We start from the raw sequence: 25915 nt of genomic DNA, 5'->3' as shown, positions 1-25915 counted from the left end.
AGTGTCCGGGCGCCCTGCTGGGCGGCCTCGGCGAGCAGCGCGTTGGCGCTGGCGCTGGCGAGCATGGCCCGGAACCAGACGTCGTCGTCGATGACATAGCGTTCGTGGCGCTTGCCGGGGTCGCGTTCGCGCCGGATGAGTTCCTGCTCTTCCAGGTAGTGCACGGCCAGGGAGATCGATGCGGGGCTGACCCCGAGGCGCTGCACCAGTTCTGCCGCGGTGCGGCTTCCGGTGTCAGCGGCATACAGGCAGCCCAGCACTCTGGCTGCCATCTTCGGCAGTCCCGTCTGGACGAGCAGTGCAGTGAACTGTTCCTCGAAGTCGCGCACCACCTCCCGGTCGCGTCCGTAGGCGTCGGTCCCGGTCGGCGGCGCCTGTGTCGGGGCGGTTTTGCGGCGGCGGGCGCGCCGCTCGGTGGCCCGGTGCGCCTGGTCCGCCCGGTAGCCGGTGGGTCCGCCGTTGCGGTTGACCTCCCTGGTGACGGTTGAGGTCGGCCGGTCCAGGCCCCTGGCGATCTCGCCGTAGGCGAGCCCTTCGGCCAGTCCCTCCGCAATGGTCCGGCGTTCCTGGTGGCTGAGTCTGCCTCCTGGCATCGGTGTTCTCCCCGTCTCGGTCTGTCTCGGTCTGTCTCGGTCCCGTAGTCGATCAGTGTGCGTTCATCTCCATCTCATTGCAACAAGCGATGAACCCTGGTGCATTCAGCATCAAGACCATTGCACCAACTGCACGCCATCTACCTGCGCAAACACGGAACTTCGCCGCTATGCCGCTTGATTGAACATCGAACGCAACATAGCTTTCACCATGTACCGAACGTCGATTGCGGCGCGGCCGACACCGCCTCGCGAACCCGAAAGGAACTACGTCATGAACAAGATCCAGGACGCTCTTGAGCAGGTGGTCACCGAGGGCCTGCCCGGCATCGTTGCCGAGGTCCGCGACGGCGACCGAAGCTGGTTCGGCACGGCCGGGGTGGCCGACATCGAGACCGGGCGCGCACGCACCCAGGGCGAGCAGTTCTACATCGGCAGCCTCACCAAGGCGTTCACCGCCACCGTGGCCTTCAAGCTCGTGGACGAACACCGGCTGCGTCTGGACGACACCGTGGAACAGTGGCTGCCCGGCCTGGTCCGGGGAAACGGCAACGACGGCAGCGCCATCACCGTCAGGCACCTGCTGCAGCAGACCAGCGGCCTCGTCAACTACGCCTTCGACGACCCGGACATGATGGACCGCTACGTCACCACCGGGTACCTCACCCACCGCTTCGACAAGTGGACCCCCGAACAGCTGATACAGATCGCCATGAAGTACCCGCCCTACTTCGCGCCGGGCACCGCCTTCCGCTACTCCAACGCCAACTACATGCTCCTCGGCCTGATCATCGAGCGGGCCGGCGGCTGCAGCTTCGCCGAGGAACTCTCCCGGCTGATCCTCCACCCGCTCGGCCTGACGGGGACCTACCTTCCCGGCACCGAGACCACCATCAGCGGGCCACACCCCCGGCTGTACACGAAGCTGCCGACCGGCGACCCCGACGCCAAGGTCTACGACGTGACCGAATGGGACCCGTCGCTGGGCTGGGCCGCCGGCGGCATCGTCTCCACCACCGGCGACCTCGGCCGCTTCTTCAGCGCCCTGCTCGGCGGCGAACTCTTCTCGCCCGCACTGCAGGCCGAGATGTGGGCCACGGTCTCGACCGAAGACGCTGGCTGGATCCCCAACACCAGGTACGGCATGGGCACCTTCGAGCAGACCCTGCCCAACGGCGTCACCGTCTTCGGCGGCGGCGGCGCACTCAACGGCTCCTGGACATACGTGATGGGCACCCGCGACGGCAAGCGCCTGGTCGTCTGCAACGTGAACGGCGACTGGGTCAACCCGATCGCCGCCTTCTTCAAGGTACTGGAAGCGGAATTTCCCCCCGCCGAAACCCGCTGACGCACCCGACCCCGGCCAGTGCCCCTCCGCAGGGCATCCAGCCGTCCGGGTCGGGCCGCCGGCCAACCCGGGACGGTTCAGTCCAGCAGCGGACGCCACCGTCGCTCGCGTACGGCGTCGATGTACGCGAGCTCGAAGCACGTCTCCGCACGCTCCACCCCAGCCAGTTCGGCCACCCAGCATCCCCAGCGCGTTCACCCCACACGCCTGGATTCGCCGGCAAGGAAGCCCGAACGACTGGGTTCGCCGTCAAACGCCTCGCTTGGATGACAGCGGACAGCGGCCGGGGCCGGGGCGGTGACCTCAGCGGGCCAGGCGGAGGTTCCAGCCGGTCATGCCGGGCTCGTCGTGGCTTGCGAGAGTGGGGGTGTACGTCTCGGGGGCCGGGCGTCCAGCGTCCTCCCAGGCGGTGAGCCAGTCGCGCAGGATGGACAGGGATGGGGAGTCGGGGTGGTCGGCGACGATGGCGCCGCCCTCGTCGGTGAGGACCGGATGGGCTCGCTCACGCAACTGCCACATGGGGCTTCACCTCGTCCCACCAGGTAGGCGTTGCTGCGAGTTGTCGCAGCCAGACCTCGGCGGCGACCACCAGGTGGAGGGCGCCTTGGGCGGTGGGCTGTCCGGTGGCTGCCCGTGCGAGGGCTGTGGCGACGGGCTGTTCGGTTACCAGTCCCAGCGCGGCGAGCCGGGAGGAGGGCCCGAGGAGGTCCCGGAGTATGGGGGCGTGGTCGCGCAGGCCCGCGTAGGCGAGGGCGTTGAAGCCGCCTTTCGTCGTCCGGGCGAGCACGAACTCCGGCAGTATGCCGGTGCCGGTGAATGCCCCGTCCAGCAGTGGCTTGTACTGCCCGGGTGCACCGCGCCGGTCGGCCGGGACGGCGAGGCAGGCCCGATCACCTCGTTGTCCAGGTACGGGGCGGCCAGTTCGATGCCGTGCTCGGCGAGTGCGAGCGCTCGCCAGCCGACGGTGTTCGTACCGAGGCGGGCCAGGTCCTGCCAGTCGCTCCAGTCCGCCAGCCGCGCGGGTGCGTCGGTGAGTTCCTTGGCAACCTGGTCGAGGGTGGTGGCGAGGCGGCGGCGTACGTCGGCGGCCATCCAGTCTGCCGAGGCCAGCAGCGGTGTCCAGGTGAAGAGATTTGGGCCGGCCCGCGCTCCACCGTCCGCGGGGTGGGGGCCGACTGTCAGCGGTTACGGGCATCTTGAAGTGGACGGTGTTCTGTATGCACGGTTTGCCGGAGTCAGTGAAAGTCGTTCAAAACCAGGTCGTGAGCATGCAACGAGGCAGGTCGCGAAGTCTGCTCCCCGCGCGTGCGGGGATGGTCCCAGCACCGGCATCAGGCCGTGGCTCGCGGCCTTCTGCTCCCCGCGCGTGCCGGGATGGTCCCGCTGTCGAATTGGTCGGCCTGCTCCCACAGCGCTGCTCCCGGCACCCGGAGGTGGCGGTAGCCGTGCGGAGGCGGTACGTCCGCCGGAGCGTTGAGTCCCCGTCCGCGGGCTGGCCCGGGGGCGCACGGCCAGGACCGGGCCGGGAGCGGCGCGTCGTCAGGAACCGCAGTCGCGGCCGGCGTCGCACTGCCAGCCGGAAAAGCCGCCTTCGCGGGGATGGTCAAGGTCGTGGTCGAACTGGAGGAACCCCCAGGCCACCCAGGCGGTGAAGGCGATGCAAAGGGCGAGTCCGGCCCACAGGGCCAGCTTCTTCAGAAGGCTGCGGGGACCCGCGTCGCCCTCATGGGTGCCAGGATCGCCCCCGCCATCCCCGTTCTGCACGCCGTCCGGAAGCGCCGGACGGGTGGTTCCCGGCGACTCCGGCCGCGGCCGTCCGGCTGCAGAGTGCCTGCCCTTCACGAGCGCACCGTCATCTCGTCGGACGAGCCGGACACGTCGAAGTCCTGGGCCATGCCGGAGCTGTGGAGGTGCGCGATGTCGTTTGTCGGCATCAGGATGCCTGAGGTCGCTCGAGTCCCTGCAGGAGGAGGGAAATCAGGCGTCGGGGGTCGTAGCGGGGGTCGTTGTCGCGTCCGATGCAGAGGTTGCCGATGCCGCGCATCAGCTCGTAGGGCTGCGTGCCGGGCCTGATGTCGCCGGCCTCGACCGCGGCGCCGAGCAGTTGGGCGCAGACGGGCAGCAGGCGGTCGAGGAAGTAGGCGTGCAGCGTGGTGAAGCGGTCGCTGTCGGACTGCAGGGCGTCGGCAAGTCCGTGCTTGGTGACCAGGAAGTCGACGAAGAGGTCGATCCATTGACGCAGTGCGTCGAGCGGGGAGCCGGCACTGACCAGCAGGTTCGGGCCGGCCTCGGCGCATGCCTCGATCTGGTGGCGGTAGACGGCGGTGACGAGATCCGCCCGGGTCGGGAAGTGGCGGTAGATCGTGGCCATCCCGACGCCTGCCTGGGCCGCGATCTGGCGGATGGGTGCATCGACGCCGGAGGTGACGAAGACCTCGGCGGCGGCGGTGAGCACCGTCTGCCGGTTGCGCTGGGCATCGGCCCGCTTGCTTCGGGACGGCGACTCCCCTCCAGGGCTCTCCGTGGCCATCACGTTCTCCTTCGATACTGCTTGACAAAACGGAGCACTGCTCCAGATAGTAAATGGAGCAGTGTTCCGTTTCAGCTTAGTCGAAACGGAACGCTCCTGACCGCCTTGTCCGCCCGCCGGAGACCGGCGGGCGGCGGAACGCCACAAGAAAGGGGAACCCACATCGTGAGCGCGTCCACCACCGCCGACGCCTTGGGCGCACCTGTCCCGGTCCTGTCCTTGAGCCCAGTAGTCCTGCCCGTGCCCGGACGTCCCGTGGACCTCCAGGTGCGCGTCTCCGCCCCTGCGACCGGAACCAGCCTCCCCGTCATCCTCCTCTCCCACGGCCACGGCCCCTCGAACAACCTCTCCTCGCTCAATGGCTACGCGCCGCTCGCCAACTTCTGGGCGGCACACGAATTCGTCGTCATCCAGCCCACCCACCTCACCTCCAGGACACTGAGCCACCTGGTCGCCGACGCCCCCGGCGCACCCGACTTCTGGCGCTCCCGCGCCGAGGACATGACCCACATCATTGACCGGATCGACGTGATTGAGAGCGCCGTGCCGCAGCTCGCCGGGCGGATCGACCCCACCAAGGTCGCCCTCGCCGGGCACTCGCTCGGTGGCTTCACCGCCGCCCTCCTGCTCGGCGCCGGGCTCACCGCCCCTGACACCGGGAACGTGGTACACCTCGTTGAACCCCGGATTAAGGCGGGCGTACTGCTCGCCGCGCCCGGCAGGGGCGGCGACGTCTTCAACGGGCCCATGGCCGAGCAGTGGCCGATCATCGGGGCCGTCGACTTCTCCACCATGACCGCACCTGCGCTGGTCGTCGCCGGCGACAAGGACGACTCCCGGCACTTCACGGACACGGGGCCGGACTGGCACGCCGACCCCTACACCCTCGCCCCCGGCCCCAAGGCCCTGCTCACCATGTTCGACGCGGAGCACGGACTCGGCGGGATCGCCGGATACGACGCCGCCGAGACCACCGACGAGAACCCCGAGCGAGTCGCCGCCCTCGCCCAACTCACCGCGGCCTACCTCCGTACCCAGCTCTACCCCGGCGCCCGCACGTGGCAGACCACGTGCGAGGCGCTGACAACCGGCCCCGACCCGGTAGGACGAGTCGACGTCAAGTAGCCCAGCCGCAGACACGTCCGCCAACGAGCGACCCCCACTGTCATCGTCCAACTTGCCGCGTCCGGGTCGCGCAGATGCCGCAGCCCTGAACGGATGGCGTGGATGGGGACTCAGGGTTCGATGACGAGGCGTTCGATGAAACCGTCGCGGAGTGTGAACTGGTGGCGCAGATCGGTGGTGCCGCCGGGGAAGTTGCCCTCGAGGTGGTGGGTGGCAATGCGCGCGCAGGGATGGCCCCTCGTAGTCCAGAACATACGCGGCAATGTCGAGCTGCTCCCCGCGCACGCGGGGATGGCCCCCGCACCGTGGCCAATGCGGCGTCCACCGGCTACTGCTCCCCGCGCGTGCGGGGATGTGCCCGAGGAGGCGGCGCCGGCCAAGGTTCTGGCCGTGTGCTCCTTGCTCTTCGATACGATCGACGTTCCGTATGCGCGGTTTGCTGGAGTCGGTGAAAGTGCTTCAAAACCAGGTCGTGTGCGTGCAACGATGCAGGTCACGAAGTCTGCTCCCCGCACGCACGGGGATGGTCCCGACGGCGGCCGGGCGTTGACCGATCAGGACCCCTGCTCCTCGCACACGCGGGGATTTCTCGAGTCGTCCCTGGAGGGCGCCGGTCTGCTCCCAGCGCGCGGGGATGGTTCCACCCCGACCACCCCACCGGCATCTTCCGTTCTGCCCTGATTCTTCGCCGGGTAAGGGCACCATGGAGTACACACAGCGAGGAGAGCACCGTCATGAGCGACCAGCCAGCTGATACCCCACCCGATTCCCGCGCTGAGATCACTGCCAGCGTCACTGTCACTGGCAGCCGGGCAGCCCTCTTGCGAGATCTCGCCGCGGTCCTTGGGCGGACCCCCGAGGCGCTCGCGATCGAATGGGCTGCTGGCGCGCTCCAACTGCCGGTCACCACGGTCGGAGAGAATGTTCCCCCCGATGAGTGGGGTCTCTTTGACGGTCCTTCGGACCTTGCGGCACGCACTGACGAGCTGCTCCACCAGGAGCTCGACCGGTGAACGCAGGGCCACCCGTCGCCGTCGTCGACACCTGCGTATGGCTTGCTGCCTACAACCGGAAGGACGACCACCACAAGGCCGCAGTCAAGGCACTCGCCACACCTCGCGTCCTGGTCGTCTCGCCCTTGGTTCTCGACGAGCTCGACCACCTCCTCACGGGTCGAGCCGGCGAACACATCGCGGTCGAGGCCGTGGCACGCATCGGAGCACTCGCTCGCACCGGGACAGTCCAGATCGCCTCTGTCGATGGTCGGCTGCTGGGCGAAGCCGAGGCACTCATGCGCACATACATGGGGCACAAACTGGGGCTTACAGACTGCATCAACGCCGCTCTCGCATGGCGACTCAGCCGTCCATCGATCTTGTCGATGGACCACCACTACGCTGACGTCCTCGCACCCAGGCACAGGACCGAGAAGCGCCTCGAGGTCATCCCCGGCTCCACCCGATAGGCCGTCCCCACGCATTCAGGCATGGCGCTTCGAGACGAACGTCCCGCACAGACTGACGAGCTGCTCCCCGCGCACGCGGGGATGGTCCCGAGGAGAACGAGCCGGAGGCAGAGCGGTGCTTCTGCTCCCCGCGCACGCGGGGATGGCCCCTACGGGCTGCGCCCCCGCGGCCTTGTTGCCCGCTGCTCCCCGCGTCCGCGGGGATGGCTTCTGCCTCGTCGGTCCAGTTGGTGAGGGCCGAGGTCGGGTTGGGACGCTGGTGCCCCAGCCTGGCCGGAAGAGCTGCGCACCCATGTGCGTGCCGTGCTGGTCGGCTTCCGCTCGCGGAGATGGCTCCCAGGCAGCGGCACGCACAGCCTCCCAGGTCAGCTATTTCCCCGCGAATGGGGATGAACCCACTACACACCGGTGGAGAGGTGCAGTGCCGCTGGCTCCCTGTGTACGTGGGGATGATCCAGGAGAGCATGATGGGTATGACGTCCCCACACCCTGCGCCCCGCATGCGCGAAGATGACCCCGACAAGCTGCGCAGCGTACGAGAGTTGACTGACCGCTCCCTGCGCGGTCGGAGTTTCGCCGCCTCGGGTCACAACAAGGTCAAGAGAGCTGCGTTTTGGGCAGGAATTATCGTTTGCCTTGCCTTCTCGCTTGCTGTGATCGCCGGCCTCGTCCAGGGCTATTTCGAGATGAGCCATCCGCGCGGCGGCTGGTGTCAGGACAATTCCCCGAACTGCGCACAGCCCTGACCGGCATGAGTCCCACCTGTTGGTATGGGGAGCTCTAACGGGGTCGACCGTGGTGCGCTTCCTGGGGGCGCGGGTGGCCTCTGTCAGGGCGGCCCAGTTGGCGAGGGTCGAGTCTCGGCGCGGATGCTGGCGTCCCGGTCGGCGGGGAGGAGCTGCCAACCATGTGCCCACAATAGTTGTTTTGCCAGAGTTTGTGGAAGTGGTTCAAAACCCCGTCGGGCGCGGGTAGCGTCGCAGGTCAGGAAGAGGTGCGGCCCCTCGGCCTGTCAGCAAATCAGGCGAATCAGGCGAATCGAGGGGGAGCGTGTCCGGGAGCGCAGCGCCGGCCACGCAGGAGAGCTGGTCCAGCGGCGGCAGCGTCGCCAGGCGCCCAGCCGGGTTGCTCTCCCCGTCTTCGAGCAGGAGCTGGACGCCGTCGACGAGCCCGAGGTGCTGTTCGGAGAGCACTGGTCCGGGGCCCGCGCATACCAGCGCGGGCCCCGGACTGCGGAAGGGCAGGTGACTACGTCACGTACCGGCGCGCCGGTACGTGACGTGTCGAGAGGAATCGGTCACGTGCACACGGGCGTCGGCCGGGAACTGCTGGGTCTACTGGACGAGTTTGCCGATGGCGTTGGCTTCCTCGACCTGGCTGGACAGGAAGTCCCACGACAGGTTGATGTAGCCGCCGTCGCCCCAGTTGCCGCCCCAGGAGTTCTCGACGCGGACGCCCTGGTTGTTGTAGCCGACGATGGTGATCTCGTGGCCGCCGAGGACCGGGTCCTCGGCGCCGCCGGGCTGGTACGAGTAGTCGGCCGCCGTCTGCTGGGTGATGTCCTGGAAGCTCTGGTGAACCGGGAGGGAGATGGCGACCGGCTCGCCGTCGGCGAGGGCCTGCTTCACGTCGGCCTGGATCTGGTTGCCGGTGTGCAGCTGGGTGTGCCCCGACAGCTTCCAGTGCGCGGCGTTCTGGCGCTCGGCGTCGGTCGGCTGGGTGGTGAAGTCGAAGTCGCCCTGGGTGTAGTCCGACTTCGAGTCGACGCCCTGCGACTCCGCGATGCTGAACGTGTCGTCCGGGGTGCTGCCCTGGTCGTTGCCCTTGGCTATCTGGGCGTACGTGTACATGGGCGCCTGCGGACCGCCGGATATGCCCTGCTGCTTCTCCATGATGCTGTAGCCGGAGTAGTCGATGGCCCAGGACACGCAGGAGCCCACCTGGCCCTGGTTGCCCGGGTCGATCGCGTACTGGCTCAGGTCCACGCTGTCCGGCACGTCCTTGGGCGCGACGCCCTTGTGGGGCGAGAGGGCCGCGAGACGGGAAGTGACTGAGGTGTGCGCGGAGAGGGTGCTCGCCTTGCCGCCGGACGGCAGCTTGGCGCCGAGCGCGAAGTGGTGGTGTGCGTCGGCGTGGGTGTCGAACGTGCCCGAGGCCGAGGCGATGCCGGCGGACACGGCGGCGATGGCACCGGCGGTGGCCACGGCGATGGCGGCGCGGGATCTGGTGTGCGTCTTCTTCTTGTGCGAGGGGGTCATGTGGGGGGTCTCCTCAGAGGCGGACTGACGTTCTGCGACCCGGTGCGGGTCACGGGCCGCCGACCGGGGCCGGCCGGCGGAGCTTGGATGGGCGGGGAGGCGGGGTACGCCTGGGATCCGCTGGTGCCGGGTGCGGGAGTACGAAGTCGCCGAGGCCGGTGCTCGTACGGAACCGTTGCGACGTGTGTCGCGCCGCGGTGGCTGAGGCGGACCCGCCGGGTCTGCTGACCTGTGTCACGGAGCCGTCTGCAACGGCCTTGTCAGGCAAGGGAGTTCAGTAGGTGAACCGGCCGGCGGCGCACAGCACGGCCGCGGAGCGGTGGGCCGCGGGGCGAGCGGCTATCGCGCGGGGCAACAGGACTCCGGGATAGCACCAGGTGTGCCCGTGGCCAGGGGCCGGGGTGCGGCGGCGGGCGCACCGGGGCAGCGCGGTCGGGATCCGGGCGAGCTCCACAACTGAGTCTCCTTGCGTAGGGCAGCAGCCCGTGCCAGCCGGCCGCAGGGGCGGTCGTGGTGTCGGGCGGCTCCCATGGGTGTGGGGGGTAAGGAGCCTGAAGCGCCGGACTGCCGATCTTGGAGAGTCCATCGGTGACTCCGATGGAACTCCAGTTCGGCGGGCCGACTGGGGCAGGAAGTTATGCGGCTCCCGCATCGGGCGTCAATGGCCGAAAGTCCGTGGGCAGCGCGTCAGTTGGGGCGCTGACGGCGTGAATGTTCCAAAGGTTTCAAGTGTGTTGGTGTGAGGTGATGAGGGTGGGGATTGTTCACTCTTGTCGGCAGGGTGGCGCCAGCGGTGTGTGGGGTGGTGCCGGCCGTGGGTTCACGTCTGTGAGCAGCGGAGATGCGCTTGCGGGGGGCCAGTTGGGTGGGGTGGACGCCGCCGTCGGGAGGGGGCGGGATCGAGGGGCGGGACCGGCCCGGTGGGGAGCGCGGCGGGCGCCGGCTGCGCCTCCTTCTTTTTCCTCCCCTTTTCTCTCTCATGAGGTTGGGCATACACATGAAGGGCGCCGACGCGGCGCTCGCCGCCAAGCTCCGCTTTGGACACTTGACTTACATCGAGCGCGTACGCGCCGGGATGCACTGGCTGCTGGGCACGGCGACGTCCACGCCCTCGTTGCCGGCCTGGACACGCACGGCTACCGTTCGCCTTCGTTCTGTGCTGTGGAACGCCACGTAATTCCCCAGCCGGAACGTCAAGGAGTTCACCATGGGGAAGTTGACGCTGCTCCGACGTGACCATGGGGATGCCATCCTGCGCACGTGCACCGCTCCCAGGTCCGCGCCCTCATCGAGCGCGGCCCCGGGGAGACCGGACAGCGTGCTCCAGCCGCGCTGGGAGGACCGGCTGCGTGCCCTCGGACACGGCCTGGAGGACCCCGACGACCCGGTCGCAGTGCGATGGCGACACCTACGGAAGGACAACAGCCCGCCCAAGGCCGCCCCCGACTCCGTGTGGATCGACGACCACTCCGCCCGCCGCTGGGGCCCGGCTTCCTTGAGGGCCTGCGCCGTGTCCTCGCCCCATGTACGAGACCGGCTGCAGTTCTGACCGCGCCGCCCAGACCTATCTTCCTGGCTCTGTTCACGAGAACGGGCACTGGCTCAACTTCTGTGGTGCTACTGGTCGGCACGGCCGGTCTAGAGTGTCGCGTCGTGACAGTTTTGATCGTTGGTGGTTCCGGGTTCTTGGGTGCCGAGCTGGTCCGGCAAGCGGCAGTGGCCGGGCAATCGACGGCCGCGACCTACGCGACAAGGCCCGGGAGCACTCAGGAGGTCGCGTGGCACGCCCTCGACCTGCGGGATCCCGAACGTGTCGAAGCGGTCGTAGCCAAGGTCAGCCCTCGTGTCGTAGTCAACGCATCAAGTGGCGGGGCGGACTGGGCGGTCACGGCCGAAGGGCCTGTCCGTCTGGCGATGGCGGCGGCGAAGTCCGGCAGCCGTCTGATCCATGTCTCCAGTGACGCTGTGTTCTCCGGCGCCCGCGTCCACTACGAGGAGTCTTGCCTGCCCGACCCCGTCACCCCGTATGGGGCGGCGAAGGCCGCGGCGGAGACAGGGGTTCTTCTCGTACATCCGGACGCTGTGGTCGCCCGCACCTCGCTGATCATTGGCGACGGGCAGTCCGTACACGAACGTGCTGTGCACGAACTTGCCGCCGGGACCCGCGTCGGCGTCCTGTTCACAGACGACGTCCGTTGCCCGGTGCACGTGGCCGACTTGGCCGCAGCTCTCATGGAACTCGCGTCGGGAGATGCGACCGGCATCCACCACCTCGGTGGAAACGAGGCCCTGAGCCGTCACGATCTCGGCATCCTCATCGCCAGACGCGACGGACTCGACGAGTCCCGACTGCCCACGGGGCTGCGGGCAGACAGCGTGTTTCCCGGGGCCCTCGACGTTCGCCTCGACAGCCGCGCGACCCAGCGCAAACTGCGCACCACACTGCGCGGCGGCCGCCAGTTCCTCACCCCGGCGGCTTGAACGCCCGGAACCCGGCGGCTTGCTTTTACAGATCAGGCGCTTGATCCGCTGAGCGCCGACCGACCACCACAAAACTTGAGCCAGATCCCATTCTCGTGAACGAAGCCACGCGCAGTTCCTGCAGCCGGTAGGCGGCGCCGCCTCCCTCGCACGCGTCGGCGGCCGGCCTCTGGAGTCGCTGTCGGGACCATGCCGCCGGTGATGTGGCCGTGCCGGTCGATGCCGACGGATGCCGGGGTCGACGGGTCAGCCATGGGGAAAGTTTTCCAGCGGCCCCGCGCCATGGCCGATGTGCCTGCCTGGATCCGGGAGCATCCATCGGCCGGACCGCTGTGCATCGGCCAGGATGACCGCTCACGCCGCTCCGGCGAGCCTGCCTCCTCAACGCGGATACCCGGCTCGCTTGCGTCCCGGATGCCCCGGTCACAGCGCCGCACAGCGGATACCCGAATGCTTATCCCGCCCCGGATACCCGCCGGTGAGCAGGGCCTATTCGCGGCGCGCCGAACACGGCCAGCACAGCGCCGCAGCGCATCGGCCGCCCCGTCGTGCGTTGCCATCGCACCGCCATGGCTGACCGGACACCGTCGGCCATGACGCTTGGCCGACGCCGGTATAGCGGTATATCGGCCATCGGTCATTCAGTGGACCGGCCATGACCGATGCGATACGCCTCGGCCACCGCCCGTGTGCTCTTCATCGGCCACCGGTCACCGGCCAGGACGCCCATGAACGTGAAAGGACCAGCAGCATGGCTCACGCCCCGCCTTGCCGCCGGCAAACGTCGCATGACGGCCGCCGCCGAGGGCCGACGCCGCGGCGCGCTATGTCAGAACTGCAGGAAGGCGCCCAGCTCGGCCGCGGGCGGGAACCGTTCATCCACGCCCAGCGGGCCGATACACACCCGCGCTTCCTCATGCCCGTAGAACGAGAGGGGCTCCGGCCCCTGCCCGACGACAAGAGCATTGCCCGCATAGCGCCAGCCCGCGTAGCGCCGCCCGCCAGGCACGTCCGGCGTTTTCACCACAACGTCCAGCTCGGGAGGCCCGAGCAGCTGGGTGAACTGGTCGATAGCCGCACCGAGGTGAGCGGTGAAATCTTCCCGGCCGGCACCCCGGAAGCTGATCCAGCCCGGCAGGTTGCCCCACTCATCCTCCGTGAACGCCAGGTCTTCGCCCACGTGGTACTTCTCGCAGAACGGCATCAAGAACCGGGCGTCCCCTTCGTAGATGTGCTGCCCTTGCTCGGTGACGAAACGGGCCATGAACGCCAGCTCCGTCTCGGCGTCGTCCCGCCATCCCAGCGCACGCATCGCCTCATCGGTGGCCTCCCACCATCCGTCCCCGTCCCAGCGAAGGCCCGCGAGATGCACGATTTGCGCGGCTAGCTGGGGGGTGAGCGGGCACACGGCGACGTACTCCGCGACATCGTCGGCTCCACCCGACCCGCCTTCGTCCTGACAAGTAGCTCCCCGCTCCGACACAGCCCACTCCCCTACCGGAGCGCCCGGGCTCCGCACACATGTCCTCGGTCCTCCGCCGACAACCACGTTCCCGCATACTCCCCTACGCCCATTCCACAGCCGCCAGAGCCGGTCCGGCCGGCTCGCCCGGCCGAGTCGGCCTACGACGCCAGAAACCAGGCCGTGCCGCGCCGGAGCTGACGCGCCGCCTATCGGACCACGCACCGCCCGGCGCAGCCCGAACGGAGAGGAAAGGCCTCATCCTCCTCCTGAGGAAGAGGTGTCAGCGGCGCGGACCGCATACCCCCATGCCCTGACCTGCAGGGATGCACCTGTGTTTCGAAAGGCCCTGGTACGCACGGTGGAACGCACCGTGGTACCTACGGTGGTACCGGTCCAGGGCTTCTCCGAGCCGCACCGGCCAACTCGGCGGGCCGGCCAGGAGCCGCGGCCGCACAGAGCCACGGAAAGCTTCCCGCTCCAACTGTGCAGTCACGGCTTGCCCCCGGCGCGACCGATCGCCTAACGCAGAGCCGTACCGGGAGTGGCAGCGCCGGGCGACACGTAACAGAGGCGGTGGTGCTCCACCGGTGGCTGATGACATTGAGGCCGCTCGCCTGGGTTGTGGCCGGTCCCGTTGGCGGCCACACACCGGCAGCTGGAGAAGCCATCAGCCGCCCTCCGGTAGGTCCCCGCAGGCAGATACCCGTGCCGGAGGTGCGGATGCCCCACCGGTTACCCCGCTGGATACCCGAATTGACCTGCGACCGTGCGCGCCACCCGACTCCGGCGGGCGGCCTCAGAACTCCCCGGACTGATCAGGGAACTGACTTCGGCGGCCTGGACGACGCCCACGACCGACCTGTGGCAGGCCCTGGCCTCCACGTACCGCACAGCGCACGACATCGCCGTCGAACTCGGCTACTACGATCTGTCGAGCGTTGCCCTGGACCGCATGGCGTGGGCGGCTGACCGCGCCTCCGACCCCCGCCTGGCGGCGGTCCGCCAGCACATGCGGGCCCTGGTCTACTTCCGCGAGGGCGAATACACGATCGGGCAGCGCCTCATCGGTGCGGGGCATGGCCTGCTGGGCGGGCAGGGCACTCGCGAATCGATCGCCGGCACGGGCCAATTGCGCCTCGGGGTCTCGGTCATCGCAGCGCGGGCCTGGGACCAGCACGCCGTCGGCACGCATCTGGAGCAGGCCAGCACCTGCGCCGACCACAGGCGACGCTAGCGATGTGCACTGGCTGTCCTTCGGCCCTACCAACGTGCACCCCGTCGAGGGCGACCAGCGCGGCGTCGAGACCCGCCTGGTCCGCCGCGTCCTGGCCGCGCACGGACGCCGCGATCTCCCCGTTGCGTCCTCGGACGGGTCGTCGACGCGGTCGCCGTTCTCACTGTCGGCGCAGTAGCCCGTTACTACGGTTGCTCGACGTGCGGCCTCGCAGGCGAAGGCGTGCCAGGCCGCACGTAGGGTTGGGGTGACAGGTTCCGTCACGCCGATGGCGAGTCGCCGTGATGCAGCTGTGGAGGTTCTCCGGGGGTTATCGGGTCCTGAAGCGGCGGTAGAGGTTTCGGGCCACGTACACCCCCGGGCCGCCGAAGCCGACGATGTCGACGCGCCCGTCACCGGTGATGTCGGCGAGGAAACGGGGGTGGCGGTCGACCCGCCAGCCACCTGCGTCCTCGTTGTACCCGAAGCCGCGGCACACCAGTTGGGCCTGATCGAACTGGCCGTCGCCGCGGCTGTGCGACACCCAGACCCCCTCGTCGCCGAAGCCGACGATGTCCGGGTTGCCGTCGCCGGTGACGTCGGCGAGGAACCGGAGGTGCTTCCCGCTCGTCCACCCCTGTGCGTGCCCGAAGTCGTTCAGGACGAGCTTCGAGGGCTCGAACGTGCCGTCGCCGCGCCCGCGTGAGACGACGACGCCCTGCGGGCCGAACCCGACGATGTCCACTGCTCCGCCACTGACGGTCCTGACCAGGAACCGGGGGTGCTCCTCGACCGAGCTCCACTCCTGGTCGACCCCGAAGTCGTCGAGGACGTACAAAGGGTCGGCGAACGTCCCGTCCTCGTCCTGGAGTGACACCCAGACACCGTCGTCATGGCAGCCGACGACGTCGAGCCGGCCGTCACCAGTGGTGTCGACGAGGAAGCGGGGATGCTTGTCGGCAAGCCAACCACCCGCCCCCTCGTTGTGGCCGAACGCCCGGAGAACCGGTTCATCGGCGATCGGTGCGAACTTTCCTTCCGCGTCCTGGAGTGACACCCAGACACCGTCGTCATGGCAGCCGACGATGTCGAGCCGGCCGTCACCGGTGGTGTCGGCGAGGAAGCGGGGATGCTTGTCGGCAAGCCACCCGCCGGCCTGATTGCCGTGTCCGAACGCCTTGAGGACCAGCTCGCCGCCCGCCGGCGCGAACGTCCCGCCCTCGTCTTGAGAGGACACCCGGACACCGTCGGCGGCAAGCACGACGACGTCGGGCCTGCCGTCGCCCGTCGCGTCCACGAGGGTCCACAGGTCCGCGGGACTCGGGGAGGGCACGCCTTGGCGCAGGGCACGCTCGTCGTCGAACGTGCCGTCGCCTCGGCTGGACGACGTCACAGCGCCCTTCGCGGGTTTGAGCCCTACGATGTCCGCCCGCCCTGTTTCCGTGGTGTCGGCGAGGAACCGCGCACCGGCCCCGGCCCACCAACCCGGTTGCCCGCTGGGAGAGCGGTTGGGCCCGTCGGTTTTCCACCCGCCGGCGTCCTGGTCGCTCCCGAACCGCTCGAGGACCAGCAGCATGTCGCTGAAGGAGGGCGTCGCGTCGGGTGTCGGCCGCAGCGCGGTCGAGCGTGCGAGCCGCCAGGACTGGCGGCTGTTCCAGTGGCTCAGGGGTGCCCAGCGCAGCACGGGGTCGCTGGTGCGCTCGGGCTCGGCCGGGACGAACCGCCACCGCTGGCTTGCCGCGCTGTCGTCGTGCTCGCGCAGGACGATTCGGGTGTCGTCGGGGCCGGGGTCGGCGAGGTCGAGAACGGCGCCATCGGTCGGGCCCTCGATGAAGTAGAGGCCCGCTTCGCCCTCAACGGGGACGACGTGCCACTGCTGGCCCTTCTTGCCGGCGGCGGCGTCCCACTGGCGGACTCCGCGGTCCGCGGCGGCGGGGTTGTCGAGCACCTTGCCGCTGACCGCATTGCGGATCACATATGCCTGCGCGGCCGGCACGGGGGTGAGCTGCCACTGCTCCGGGCTCGGGCCGCCATCGGGGAAGTTGCGGACCACGAGCGCCCCGTCCGCGCCCGGCGCGGCCTTGGCACCGAGGGTCTTCCCCGTGGCGGCGTTGACGATCTCCAGCTTCAGTTCTTCCGTGGGCACGGGCATCGTGGTGCCTCTTCCAGGCGGTTGGGGCGTTGGCTCGGGACGGGTGTGGCGAGGTAGTGGCCGCGGATCACGTGAAGACGTGGTGGTACGGGACGTTCCACTCATTGGGCAGCCGCGGGTAGAACGTGTTGATGACCGTCCCGGTGAAGTCCCCGCCCCAGTTGTAGGTGAGACGCACCTCGCTGTTGGCCGTCACCGCGTGGTCCTTGAACCCGAGGATGGCGTCGGGGTGGGTGATCGGCACGAAGGTGATCCCGCCCCACGGCGTCACCGTGACGACCCAGAGCTGGGTGTCCTCAGTCGCGCCGTTCTTCCCGCGCCACTTGTCGCCGACCTTGTCGGGGAGGCCGACCTGGACGGTGTCGGCCGTGCTCTTGGGGGCCTCCTGGTGGACGGTGATGCGCCTGCGCTGCGGCTTCGGCGCACCGTCGTCCCCGCGCCCGGCGTCGGCGTCGCCTGCACCGGCGGGTTTGGGCGACACCTGGCCCGCGGCGCTCTCGATGAAGTACAGCGGTCGCTGCCCGAAGAAGCCGCCGGGAGTGATGTACCAGAGATGGCCCTGCGCCTCCTTGGTGGCCGGATCGAGCGCAGTGGCCAGCTGGACACCCTTGTCGTGGCTCTCCTCCTTCAGCTCGGCCGGCCGCAGGTAGCCGCCGTTGAAGGCGTGAACGAGCATGACCGGCCGATTCTCGACCAGCGCTGCCACGATCGCGTTGTCATAACTGTTCACCGCCACCGGGCCGCCGACCACCAAATTCGCCATCGCCGTGCGTTCTTGGGTGTACATCGCGAAAACCTCACCTGTTCGAATGTGGAGAACAACGCGTCGGACTCTCAATGCAGTGGTCTATCACGCAGCATTACCGAAAGCCCACACTCTAAATCGAAACGACCTAAAACAAATGGATGGCCGAAACGAACACCCTCGCTTTCGGCAACATCCGAGGCCACAGCGCTCGCAGGCAGAACTATCGGAAAGTCATCGACCGATTGTTCGACAGCGCCGCAAGCTGCCGCTGCCTCACGCAAGTTGAGAGCAGTCGCCAAACCTTTATGGGCGCAGATCTTGTAGGGATGTAATTGGGGTGATTCGAGGCTGCTGGGGGTGGAGTGGCAGTGGCTGAATTTCCACTGTCGTCGACGTTGAGCCCGCCGCTGAGGCGGGTGCCGGAATGGGGCCCGTGATAACTTCGATTTTCGGAACGCGCGCAGATGTCTGTTTTCATTTCGCCGAGTGCGGTTCGGCCAGATCAGTCGAGGACGGGGAATGCCTTCCAACGCGTACAACCTGGAACGGGCCAAGCGCCAGCCGCTGACGAAGAAGAATCTGCGGGAACTCAATATCGAGCAGACCTGGCAGTCCATCCTGGACCACCCCAACCTGGTCTACGTCGACGACTACGGTGTGCGGCACAAGCCCGTCGGGTTCTCCGTGAACAAGTCGAGCTTCGGCGCTTTCCCCGGCTCCGCGTACCAGCTGGGCTGGCTCGCCTACATGAACCTCGGGGAACCGCTGATCGAGGAGCGGCGCAACATCAGCCAGCCCCCGCCCGACACGTTCTCCTCGCGCGCCTACGTCAACCGCAGCCAGGTGTCCGAGATGACCTTCACCGACTCGGTCGACTTCACCGTGTCGAACGGGGTCACGTGGTCGCTCCAGGGAGATTCCAAGCTCACCTTCGGCGGCAGCGTCAGCGCGCAGCTCGCGTTGCAGTTGCAGAACCAGCTCGGTCTGAACCTCCAGACGCAGCTCCAGACGCAGCTCCAAAACGAGATGGCGAACAAGAACGCGAACACGGTGACCAACAAGAACAGCAAGGACAGCGTGGGGGTGGACAACGCGAACACCGTCGATACGGCGGTGAGGAACGCGGCGACGAACTCCGCGTCGGCCTCCTTGACAGGCTCGGTGGCGTTCACGACCCAGGGCAGCGCCACCGGCACCGCGGCGCTCAACGCCTCTCTGACGCAGGGCATCACAGCCTCCGTCGGCGGCTCCCTGACCACCAGCTGGGCCTCGAAATCGCAGATCTCCGGCAAGGTCCCGCCCAACTCCCGCGTGGAGACCATCGTCACGCAGCGCCGCGCCCTCAAGCAGTACTCCTACGAGATCCCTGTGACCTTCTCCGGGTTGCTCGCGGTGAAGTACGACGTGCCAGTGGCGGTGCTGTCTCCCCCGCAGCCCGGGGACTACCCCGGCCTCGACCAGCTCGTCGCCCGCGACATCAGCGACATCGACCTGGCAGGCGGCGGCTTCCGCATGAAGGGGCTGGCCGAGGTCGTCTCCGCCCTGGAGGTCCACCACACGATGTTCGACGGCGAGAGCCTGACCGACAGTCAACGAGGGCTGTACAAGCAGCCTTGACCGGGCGGGCGGCACCGCCACGACCACGAGCAGAGGTGACGACCATGGTGTTCAACAACATCTTCGGCTTCGCGGGCAAGGGCGCGGGGCTCTTCTCGGTGACCACCGACAGCGCCAAGCCGCAGCCGGGGGCGGGCGTCGACTTCGAGGACGCCGACGACGACACATACGACGACACGAGCACGAGCCTGTTCACCAGCGCGATCCACGGTGCTTCCCACCGCGCGAAGATCGTGCAGGAGCAGTCACCCGAAGCGCGGGCCGTCCTGGGCTTCCTCGGGTCCTTCATCCAGACCACTCAGGCATCCGCCGGCGCGCAGGCGGAGTACGCCCAGAATCCAAGCTCGGTATCCACGGCGGCGGCGGCCGGCATGCAGGAGTCGAGTACGACGGTGACCGAGCACAGCGGCCTCCAAAAGGACGAGGACCTGGAGGAGCCGAAGAAAAGCGATTTCAAGGCCCCCAAAGCGGAAGCCCCCAAGGCCCCGGAGCCCCCCAAGGCACCCAAGGCGACCGCCGAGAAGCCGGACCGTTCCGCGTCCGAGTAGGGTCCCAGTTCCAAGTGGTCAGGGGCGTCCCCGCCCCTGACCACTCGCATGTCACACGGGGAGCAGCTGCCACTGCCGGCCGCGGTGGTCCCCCTCCGCCCCGTGCTGCTTGATCGCCGTGGGGGCGTTGGTGTCGACTCGCAGGAGCAGATCGCTGTTGTGGTTCGCGATCTCGTACACCCGCGGGGTGTCGGCCACGGAGCCCACCCGGATCAGCCTCCACTGCTGGTGGCGTGCGTCAGTACCCTCGTAGGCGCGCTGCGCGACCACCGCCCCGGCCGCCACCCCCGCTCCGACGACCTCCACGACCTTGCCGCTGCGCACGTTCTCGATCCGGTACAGGACTTCGCCATTGTCCTGGCCCGCCGCGACCAGCCGCCACCGCTGGTGATCCCTGGGGACGGCAAGCGCCTGGTGGATCTCGGCCCCGTCCTTGGTGGACTCACGCTGGACCCCCATCCGCAACCTGCTCCGGACGTTGACCAAGGAGACCACCGTGCCCGAATCGAGCAGCCCGGCCATCCTCTCCGACGCGACCTTCCGAACCCGGTGGTTGGCGAAGTCGGCGATGTAGAGAGTATCGACGCAGTCCACAGCAAGCCCGAACGGGTTCTTCAGCTGGGCCGCAGCGGCCGGGCCGCCGTCACCGCCGAAATTCCCGGATCCCGTGCCGACGACCGTGCTGATCGTCCCGTCCGCCGCGACCTTCCGAACCCGGTGGTTGCCGTACTCGGAGATGTAGAGGGTGCCGGCGCTGTCCACCACCACCCCCACTGGGGTGTGCAGTTGGGCCGAGGTTGCCGGGCCGCCGTCACCGCTGAAGCTCGCGGTGCCCTTACCGGCGACCGTACTGATCGTCCCATCGGCCGTGACTTTCTGGACCCGATGGTTGTCGGTATCGGCGATGTAGAGGTCACCAGCGCCGTCCACCGCCACTGAGTGCGGGCGGCGCAGCGTGGCCCCGGTCCCCTCGACCGTGCTGATCTTCCCGTCAGTCGTGACCTTCCGGACCCGGTTGCTGTGATCGGAAATGTAGAGGTCGCCGGTGCTGTCCACCGCCACCCCCAACGGGAGGTTCAACTGGGCGGCGGTGGCGGGGCCGCCGTCACCGCCGGAGCCCGCGGAGCCTGTGCCGGCGACCGTACTGATCTTCCCATCGGCCGTGATCTTCCGGACCCGATGGTTATTGCAGTCCGCGAAGTAGACGGCACCTACGCTGTCCACCACTACCTCACGCGGGTAGTTCAGCTGGGCTGAGACGGCAGGGCCGTTGTCCCCCTTGAATCCCGCGGCCCCGGTCCCCGCGACCGTGCTGATCTTCCCGTCAGTGGTGATCTTCCGAACGCGGTGGTTGTTGTAGTCGGAGAAGTAGAGGGTGCCGGTGCTGTCCACCGCGATCCCGTACGGACAGTTCAACTGAGCCGAAACGGCAGGCCCGTTGTCCCCCGCGAACCCCGCGACCCCGGTACCCGCGACTGTGCTGATCGGAGGGGCGGAGTGCTCGCCACCTGTGGCTGCCGCGTGGGCAGTGCTCATCGTTATCCCTTCACCGTTCCCCGACCGCCCACTACAAGCGGTTTTCGGTTGACTCCAGAAAGTCACAAGAGCATTGGGGTTGGCAAGGTCACTTCTGAGTCATTGATGTGGAGCACGGTGACGAGACACCGAACCGGATTGGTAGTCGCCCCCCGCCGACGCCCGGACGTGAAACTGCTCGGCCGCGGCGGCGCCTCGGATCAGATCGGCGCGCTCCGGGAGTTGGTAGCGGCCAACGGCTCGCCACGGCACGTCATCATTGAGCGTCGCCGGTATGGCAAGCCGCTTGAGAACCACGGTTGCTCCAGGAGAACGGCAGCAGCATCCTCCTGCGGGACCTTCTGTGGGCCAGGGCGCTGGGCATCTTTGACGGGCCTCCCGTCGAAGCGCGCCGGGTGACCCATGAGTTCGACCCACCCGCAGTACTGACGCCGCGTGGAGAGCCGTTGGCGCGCAGCGCCAGCGTCACGGCGACCATGGGCGAAGCGCGCTTGGACATCCATCCGTTTGTAGTAGGCGGCGTACGGCCGTCGACCTTCGGGCTCACAGCCACTGGTGGATCGCCGCAATATGGATGGCCGCCTCGAAACGCACCACGGAGCTCGTCATAGCGCGTGGCGATTGCTCGATGTTGCTTGAGGCGGCTGATCCCGCACTCGACGGCGTGACGGGCCTTGTAGTCCTGGGCGTCGAAGGCGGGTGGGCGGCCGCCCCCACGGCCACGATGCTTGCGGTTGCAGATCTGGTCGACCGGTTCCGGGAGCGTGCATCTGATCCCGCGTTTGCGCAGGTAGGCGCGGTTCGCGCGGGAAGAGTACGCCTTGTCGCCCCGCACCCGCAGCGGGCGGGTCCTCGGCCGGCCGCCACCGCTCCTGGGCACCCGTATGACGTTCAGGACCGGCTCGAACTGTGGACTGTCACCTCGCTGTCCGGCGGTGACCAGCAGCGACAACGGCTTCTGGCCCTGCTCACAGGCCCGATGGATCTTCGTGGTGAACCCTCCCCGCGACCTGCCCAGGCCGTGATCGTCCGGCTCGGTGGTGATCCCGCCAGGCGGTTCCTTCTGTGCGGCGCCATCCCGGCATGCGCCGGCCACATGCTGGTGGGCCCGGCAGACCGTGGAATCGACGTTCACCTCCCATGTGATCAACCCGGCCACATCAGCTCGGGCCTGCAACAACGTCAGCAAAACACGGGTCGGGCAGGCGAGGTGCGCGCGGATGTTCCTCAACCCCCGGCGGACCCGGGCCGGGGTGAGGTGGTCGGAGGTGGCGGGTTTCTCCCAGGGCCGGCGGAGGTCCGCGGCGAGCCTCCGGGCGAGCCGGAGCTGGGTGTGAGCGACGATCAGGATCCAGGTCCAACGGTCCGCCGCCTCGGGAGTACGAAGTTTCGGAGTGGTCCAGCCCAGGGTCTGTTTCGCGAAGCGGAAGGTGTGCTCCAGATCGAAGCGGCGGAGAGATGCCTGCCAGAAACGGTCCACGTCGTCCGGGGTGGCGCCGGTCTTGGAGGACCATAACCACACCAGCGGGGCATCCCGGTCCTTGACAGGTGCTCGACCTTCAACCGCATCAACGTCCCTTCGACCACCGGAAGTTCGCCATCGTGGTCGAGCCATGAGGAGCGGTGAGTGAGCCTTGGGTGGACCCGGTCCCACGCCTGGGTCTCGGCCTTGCCGTAGTGGGTCGTGTCCGTGACCGTGGTGATCGCGGGCTCGGGCCAGGTTTCCGGCTTGGTGAAGCGGAATTCCGGGCCGTGCTTGGGCGGCCGGCCGTTGACGCCGTGCATCCTCGGTGGTTTCGGCAGACGCATGACGCGGTCGGAGCGGACCCGCCCGACCAGCTCGACCGGCAGATCGCGCAGGACCCAGGCCAGGCGGGTGACGTCGTAGCCCGCGTCGCTGACGATCACGATATGCGGGTCCCCGGTCTGCCACTGGCCCGCGGCGATGACCCGCTCAATCACTCCTCGGAGCTGGGCGGCGGTGATCGCGGTCGCGTCGTCCGCAGGGCCGAGCCGCACCGCGTCCAGGATCGCGGTCCAGGACGTGGCACCCGGCTCCAGCACGGCCACGAAAGAGTACGGCCAGCCTGGAATGAACTGCGACGCCGTCTTCGCCCGGCCGTAGACGTGGCAGAACAGCCTCTCCGCCGAACACGGCGCGTCCGAACGAAGCCACGGCGACACATCGACCGCCAGGACCAGGCGCCCGCCGTCGAACCGCGGCAGCGACAGCTTGGCCAGCACCATCCGCAGCCGGCCGACGTCGATCCGGCCGTGGTTCAAGCCGCCGTACATCGCTCCGTGCCCACGACGATGCTCGGGCAGCAGCGTCAAGTCCACCGGGGGCTTCACCGCACCGTCCACACACAGCACCGCGTCCACCAGCTCGAACAACTCGTCGCGCCGAGCGGTCAGACACTCGTAGAACTCGCCCCGGAAGCGTGACGCTTCCGCGAACGCCTCCCTCCGGACAGCATCAGGCAGCAGACTCACCCTCACGGCCTTCGTCGTGGTCACGTGCACCTTGGTCGGAGCACGTGACCAGACGAAGGCCGCCCCCACGTCAGGCGAACCCTCGGGTGAGCGACCCGGTTCGAGACACCATTCGATGCCGGAAGATAACTAACAAGAACCGGGGCCGCCCAACTCCTCGTCCTGCAGGGGTGCACAAGCTCCTCTCCGGCCGCGCAGGCAGTGGTGCGGGAGCACTCCGCAGAGACCGAGAGGCGACTTCACGTCACCACAGGGGATTGTATGAGCACGGACAACCGGATAGGACTGTCCGCGTGACTGATCAACGCAGCTTCGCCCGTACCGTCATCGCGCTCTCCCTGGCCGTGATCGCCTGTTGTGCGCTCACTTTCACCATCATGCTGCTGGCCGGGAGTCCCGCCGTGCAGCCGCAGCGCGTCCTGGATCAGGACGCGCTGGCGCGGGCCGTGCTCAACAACGTCAAATCCGCCGACTTCGCCAAGCCCCCGACCATCGACGATGTCAGCTGCCCCGCTTCCATCCCCGTCGAGGCGGGCCGGGAGTTCGAGTGCAACGTCGACGGCGTCGGCGACGGCAGCAGCAGCGGCCATGCCTGGGTCAAGGTGAAGATCAAGGACGATCAGGGCGACCTGTCACTGGGCTGAGGAACGGCAGAGGGAGCGGGACCACAGCCGTGGCATCGGGGCCGCCCCGGCCCCTGCTGGCGACAGTAGTGGACCGCTTATAGCCCCAGGCCAGGGGCAAGACCGTCAAACGCCCCGAACTCCCAAGGCCATCGGCGAGCACCGGAAGGTCTTGGTAGATAAGGAACAAGCTTAGCCTCCTTTACGAGTGCGCCCGCCGGCACGCCGTCGAGAGCTTCGCGCTGCTTGTCCGTGGCGGCCGGCCGTCCGCCCGTGTACCGAACTACCGCCTCAAGGTGTCCGGCGCGGTACACCATGCGGCCGAGGGCGGCCTCGATCGCGTTCAGGTCGGCGGGTATGCCGCTTCGTTCGGCCGTCATGAGAAGCCGTGTCTGAGCCTTGCATGACCAAGTGGACGGCGCTTTGTTTCAGGTCGGAAGCTCAGGCCTTCTTTCAAATCACTCTCACGGGCCTGCGATAGTTTGCCCGCCATGACTGAACTCGGACCCGTCGCCTGGCCACCTGTCCCGATAAGGACCGAACGGCTCGTGCTCCGCGAGTCCGAGGCCCGGGACCGTGCGGCGTTCATCGAGTTGTTCGCATCGCCAGAGGTGGGCACCTACATCGGTGGCCCTCGACCGCGTGATGAGCTCGAGCGCGCGGTGCCTGAGGTGCCCGGGCGGCGCCCTGGCCTCTTCGTGATCGATCTCGACGGAGCGATGATCGGCATGATTACGCTCGATCCGCGCGGCGCAGAGCATCCGGGTCACGTCCGTCCGGATGCCGGGGAGGCCGGGGAGGCCGGGCTCGGCTACAGCCGGTGAAGGAACCAGAGCAAGAGCGGCGGGCGTCTCCTCAAACGATCAAGCTTGAGGAGACTGCGCGGTGCGGATCTACATCAGTGTGGATATGGAGGGCGTCACCGGGCTGGTGGATGCCGACGATGTCCAGCCCGGCGGCCGGGACTACGAGCGTGGACGGCTGATGATGGCCGAGGACGTCAACGCCGCCATCCGCGGCGCCGTCGCGGCCGGTGCCACCGACATCACCGTCAACGACGCCCACGGCCCGATGCGCAACATCCTGCCCGAGTCGCTGCATCCGGCGGCCCGCCTCATCCGCGGCAAGCCGAAACAGATGCTCATGCTCGAAGGCCTCGCCCCCGAGCACGACGCCGCGGTCTTCGTCGGCTACCACTCACGGGCCGGTGCGCTCGGCGTACTGAGCCACAGCTTCATGGGGCACGAGATCGAAGACATATGGCTGGACGGCCGGCCTGTAGGTGAGATCGGTCTGGCCCACGCCACCGCGGCCGCCATCGGGGTTCCGGTGGCGGTCCTCACCGGTGACGACTGTGCCTGCACAGAGATGACCGGATGGGACGCCTCGGTGACGACCGTGGCCGTGAAGTATGCACGGGACCGATTCGCGGCAGATCTACGACCGGCGGACGAAGCACGTGCGGCCATCGAGAAAGCGGTCGCTGTCAGTCTCTCCACAGTGCCGAAGGTGTCAGAGGTCGCGGCGGCCCCCTCCACCCTCACGGTCCGCTGGCAGTCGGCTTCAGTTGCCTCGACTCTCCTGGGAATCCCGGGCGTCACCTCGGCAGATGCCCGGACCGTCCAGGCACAAGGCACTCTGCCCAGTCTTTATCGGCTGTTCGGCGTGTGGATGCGGGTGGCAGCGTCCCTGACCAACCAACCCCCCTACTGCTGACCGC

The 25915-nt window shown here is 68.2% G+C and carries 23 protein-coding genes and 4 pseudogenes; 13 read left to right on the top strand and 14 right to left on the bottom strand.

The genetic code is table 11. From position 1 onward, the window contains the following. A partial coding sequence (locus ACZ4S3_RS38040) for a GbsR/MarR family transcriptional regulator (RefSeq protein WP_467943120.1) occupies positions 1–593 on the bottom strand: 593 nt, incomplete at its 3' end. Between the two features lie 274 nt (positions 594–867). Here ACZ4S3_RS38040 and ACZ4S3_RS38035 point away from each other — a divergent pair. Further along, positions 868–1941 (top strand): serine hydrolase domain-containing protein, encoded by a 1074-nt coding sequence (locus ACZ4S3_RS38035; RefSeq protein ID WP_467943119.1) that lies wholly within the window; start codon positions 868–870, stop codon positions 1939–1941. Positions 1942–2244: 303 nt separating this feature from the next. Here the strand turns inward: ACZ4S3_RS38035 and ACZ4S3_RS38030 are convergent, their stop codons facing one another. The 4 genes from ACZ4S3_RS38030 to ACZ4S3_RS38015 all read right to left on the bottom strand — a co-directional run bounded on the left by ACZ4S3_RS38030 (position 2245) and on the right by ACZ4S3_RS38015 (position 4471). Further along, positions 2245–2460, bottom strand: coding sequence for a hypothetical protein (locus ACZ4S3_RS38030; RefSeq protein WP_467943117.1), 216 nt, complete (start codon positions 2458–2460; stop codon positions 2245–2247). Next, complete coding sequence (locus ACZ4S3_RS38025) at positions 2444–2728, bottom strand: hypothetical protein (protein WP_467943116.1); 285 nt, start codon at positions 2726–2728, stop codon at positions 2444–2446. The genes ACZ4S3_RS38030 and ACZ4S3_RS38025 overlap by 17 nt, the downstream gene beginning before the upstream one ends. A gap of 752 nt (positions 2729–3480) precedes the next feature. Then, positions 3481–3705: a hypothetical protein gene (locus tag ACZ4S3_RS38020; protein ID WP_467943114.1), complete on the bottom strand. Its 225-nt coding sequence runs from the start codon at positions 3703–3705 to the stop codon at positions 3481–3483. Between the two features lie 169 nt (positions 3706–3874). Further along, positions 3875–4471, bottom strand: coding sequence for a TetR/AcrR family transcriptional regulator (locus tag ACZ4S3_RS38015; RefSeq protein WP_467943113.1), 597 nt, complete (start codon positions 4469–4471; stop codon positions 3875–3877). Positions 4472–4636: 165 nt separating this feature from the next. On the opposite strand from ACZ4S3_RS38015, the gene ACZ4S3_RS38010 reads away from it, so the two are divergent. After that, a complete protein-coding gene (locus tag ACZ4S3_RS38010; RefSeq protein ID WP_467943112.1) occupies positions 4637–5596 on the top strand; it encodes an alpha/beta hydrolase family protein in 960 nt (319 codons plus the stop codon). Between the two features lie 110 nt (positions 5597–5706). On the opposite strand, the gene ACZ4S3_RS38005 is transcribed toward ACZ4S3_RS38010, so the two are convergent. Then, complete coding sequence (locus tag ACZ4S3_RS38005; RefSeq protein ID WP_467943111.1) at positions 5707–5850, bottom strand: hypothetical protein; 144 nt, start codon at positions 5848–5850, stop codon at positions 5707–5709. Between the two features lie 480 nt (positions 5851–6330). Between ACZ4S3_RS38005 and ACZ4S3_RS38000 the strand changes: the two genes are divergently transcribed. The 3 genes from ACZ4S3_RS38000 to ACZ4S3_RS37990 all read left to right on the top strand — a co-directional run bounded on the left by ACZ4S3_RS38000 (position 6331) and on the right by ACZ4S3_RS37990 (position 7807). Continuing rightward, on the top strand, positions 6331–6609 hold the full coding sequence (locus ACZ4S3_RS38000) for a hypothetical protein (RefSeq protein WP_467943109.1): 279 nt from the start codon (positions 6331–6333) through the stop codon (positions 6607–6609). Continuing rightward, positions 6606–7061, top strand: a complete 456-nt coding sequence (locus ACZ4S3_RS37995; RefSeq protein WP_467943107.1) for a type II toxin-antitoxin system VapC family toxin — start codon at positions 6606–6608, stop codon at positions 7059–7061. The genes ACZ4S3_RS38000 and ACZ4S3_RS37995 overlap by 4 nt, the downstream gene beginning before the upstream one ends. Positions 7062–7561: 500 nt before the next feature. Further along, positions 7562–7807: a hypothetical protein gene (locus ACZ4S3_RS37990; protein WP_467943106.1), complete on the top strand. Its 246-nt coding sequence runs from the start codon at positions 7562–7564 to the stop codon at positions 7805–7807. Between the two features lie 588 nt (positions 7808–8395). Here the strand turns inward: ACZ4S3_RS37990 and ACZ4S3_RS37985 are convergent. Beyond that, on the bottom strand, positions 8396–9319 hold the full coding sequence (locus tag ACZ4S3_RS37985) for a C1 family peptidase (protein WP_467943105.1): 924 nt from the start codon (positions 9317–9319) through the stop codon (positions 8396–8398). A gap of 274 nt (positions 9320–9593) precedes the next feature. Next, positions 9594–9773 (bottom strand): hypothetical protein, encoded by a 180-nt coding sequence (locus ACZ4S3_RS37980; RefSeq protein ID WP_467943103.1) that lies wholly within the window; start codon positions 9771–9773, stop codon positions 9594–9596. An 864-nt stretch (positions 9774–10637) separates the two neighbouring features. Here ACZ4S3_RS37980 and ACZ4S3_RS37975 point away from each other — a divergent pair. Together ACZ4S3_RS37975 and ACZ4S3_RS37970 are read left to right on the top strand one after the other, a co-directional pair. Continuing rightward, positions 10638–10868, top strand: a complete 231-nt coding sequence (locus tag ACZ4S3_RS37975; protein ID WP_467943102.1) for a hypothetical protein — start codon at positions 10638–10640, stop codon at positions 10866–10868. Between the two features lie 104 nt (positions 10869–10972). Further along, complete coding sequence (locus ACZ4S3_RS37970; protein WP_467943129.1) at positions 10973–11800, top strand: SDR family oxidoreductase; 828 nt, start codon at positions 10973–10975, stop codon at positions 11798–11800. Positions 11801–12629: 829 nt separating this feature from the next. Here the strand turns inward: ACZ4S3_RS37970 and ACZ4S3_RS37965 are convergent. Beyond that, positions 12630–13208: a hypothetical protein gene (locus ACZ4S3_RS37965; RefSeq protein WP_467943100.1), complete on the bottom strand. Its 579-nt coding sequence runs from the start codon at positions 13206–13208 to the stop codon at positions 12630–12632. A gap of 823 nt (positions 13209–14031) precedes the next feature. Here ACZ4S3_RS37965 and ACZ4S3_RS37960 point away from each other — a divergent pair. After that, positions 14032–14536: pseudogene (locus ACZ4S3_RS37960) on the top strand (transcriptional regulator); the annotation flags it as partial. A gap of 273 nt (positions 14537–14809) precedes the next feature. Here the strand turns inward: ACZ4S3_RS37960 and ACZ4S3_RS37955 are convergent. Together ACZ4S3_RS37955 and ACZ4S3_RS37950 are read right to left on the bottom strand one after the other, a co-directional pair. Then, positions 14810–16630 carry an FG-GAP-like repeat-containing protein gene (locus tag ACZ4S3_RS37955; protein WP_467943098.1) on the bottom strand — a complete coding sequence of 607 codons (1821 nt, stop codon included), beginning with the start codon at positions 16628–16630 and terminating at the stop codon, positions 14810–14812. A gap of 67 nt (positions 16631–16697) precedes the next feature. After that, a complete protein-coding gene (locus tag ACZ4S3_RS37950) occupies positions 16698–17417 on the bottom strand; it encodes a hypothetical protein (protein ID WP_467943096.1) in 720 nt (239 codons plus the stop codon). Between the two features lie 480 nt (positions 17418–17897). Between ACZ4S3_RS37950 and ACZ4S3_RS37945 the strand changes: the two genes are divergently transcribed. Then, positions 17898–18995: a hypothetical protein gene (locus ACZ4S3_RS37945; RefSeq protein ID WP_467943095.1), complete on the top strand. Its 1098-nt coding sequence runs from the start codon at positions 17898–17900 to the stop codon at positions 18993–18995. Between the two features lie 44 nt (positions 18996–19039). Next, positions 19040–19543, top strand: a complete 504-nt coding sequence (locus ACZ4S3_RS37940) for a hypothetical protein (RefSeq protein WP_467943093.1) — start codon at positions 19040–19042, stop codon at positions 19541–19543. Between the two features lie 51 nt (positions 19544–19594). On the opposite strand, the gene ACZ4S3_RS37935 is transcribed toward ACZ4S3_RS37940, so the two are convergent. The 3 genes and pseudogenes from ACZ4S3_RS37935 to ACZ4S3_RS37925 form a co-directional block, all read right to left on the bottom strand. Further along, positions 19595–21079, bottom strand: coding sequence for an NHL domain-containing protein (locus ACZ4S3_RS37935; protein ID WP_467943091.1), 1485 nt, complete (start codon positions 21077–21079; stop codon positions 19595–19597). A 543-nt stretch (positions 21080–21622) separates the two neighbouring features. Next, positions 21623–22268 (bottom strand): annotated as a pseudogene (locus ACZ4S3_RS37930) (IS5 family transposase); the annotation flags it as partial. A gap of 3 nt (positions 22269–22271) precedes the next feature. Next, positions 22272–23572 (bottom strand): annotated as a pseudogene (locus ACZ4S3_RS37925) (NF041680 family putative transposase); the annotation flags it as partial. Positions 23573–23865: 293 nt separating this feature from the next. On the opposite strand from ACZ4S3_RS37925, the gene ACZ4S3_RS37920 reads away from it, so the two are divergent. From ACZ4S3_RS37920 to ACZ4S3_RS37910, 3 genes and pseudogenes are all read left to right on the top strand, one after another. Further along, positions 23866–24216: a DUF4333 domain-containing protein gene (locus ACZ4S3_RS37920; protein WP_467943090.1), complete on the top strand. Its 351-nt coding sequence runs from the start codon at positions 23866–23868 to the stop codon at positions 24214–24216. A 470-nt stretch (positions 24217–24686) separates the two neighbouring features. Beyond that, positions 24687–25010: pseudogene (locus ACZ4S3_RS37915) on the top strand (GNAT family N-acetyltransferase); the annotation flags it as partial. A 70-nt stretch (positions 25011–25080) separates the two neighbouring features. Continuing rightward, positions 25081–25911 carry a M55 family metallopeptidase gene (locus ACZ4S3_RS37910; protein WP_467943088.1) on the top strand — a complete coding sequence of 277 codons (831 nt, stop codon included), beginning with the start codon at positions 25081–25083 and terminating at the stop codon, positions 25909–25911. Positions 25912–25915: the final 4 nt, after the last annotated feature.

It is taken from the genome of Streptomyces sp. NPDC028368 (assembly GCF_055565615.1).
Note: the sequence above shows the minus strand (reverse complement) of the source record. Positions and strands in the feature narration are given on the sequence as shown.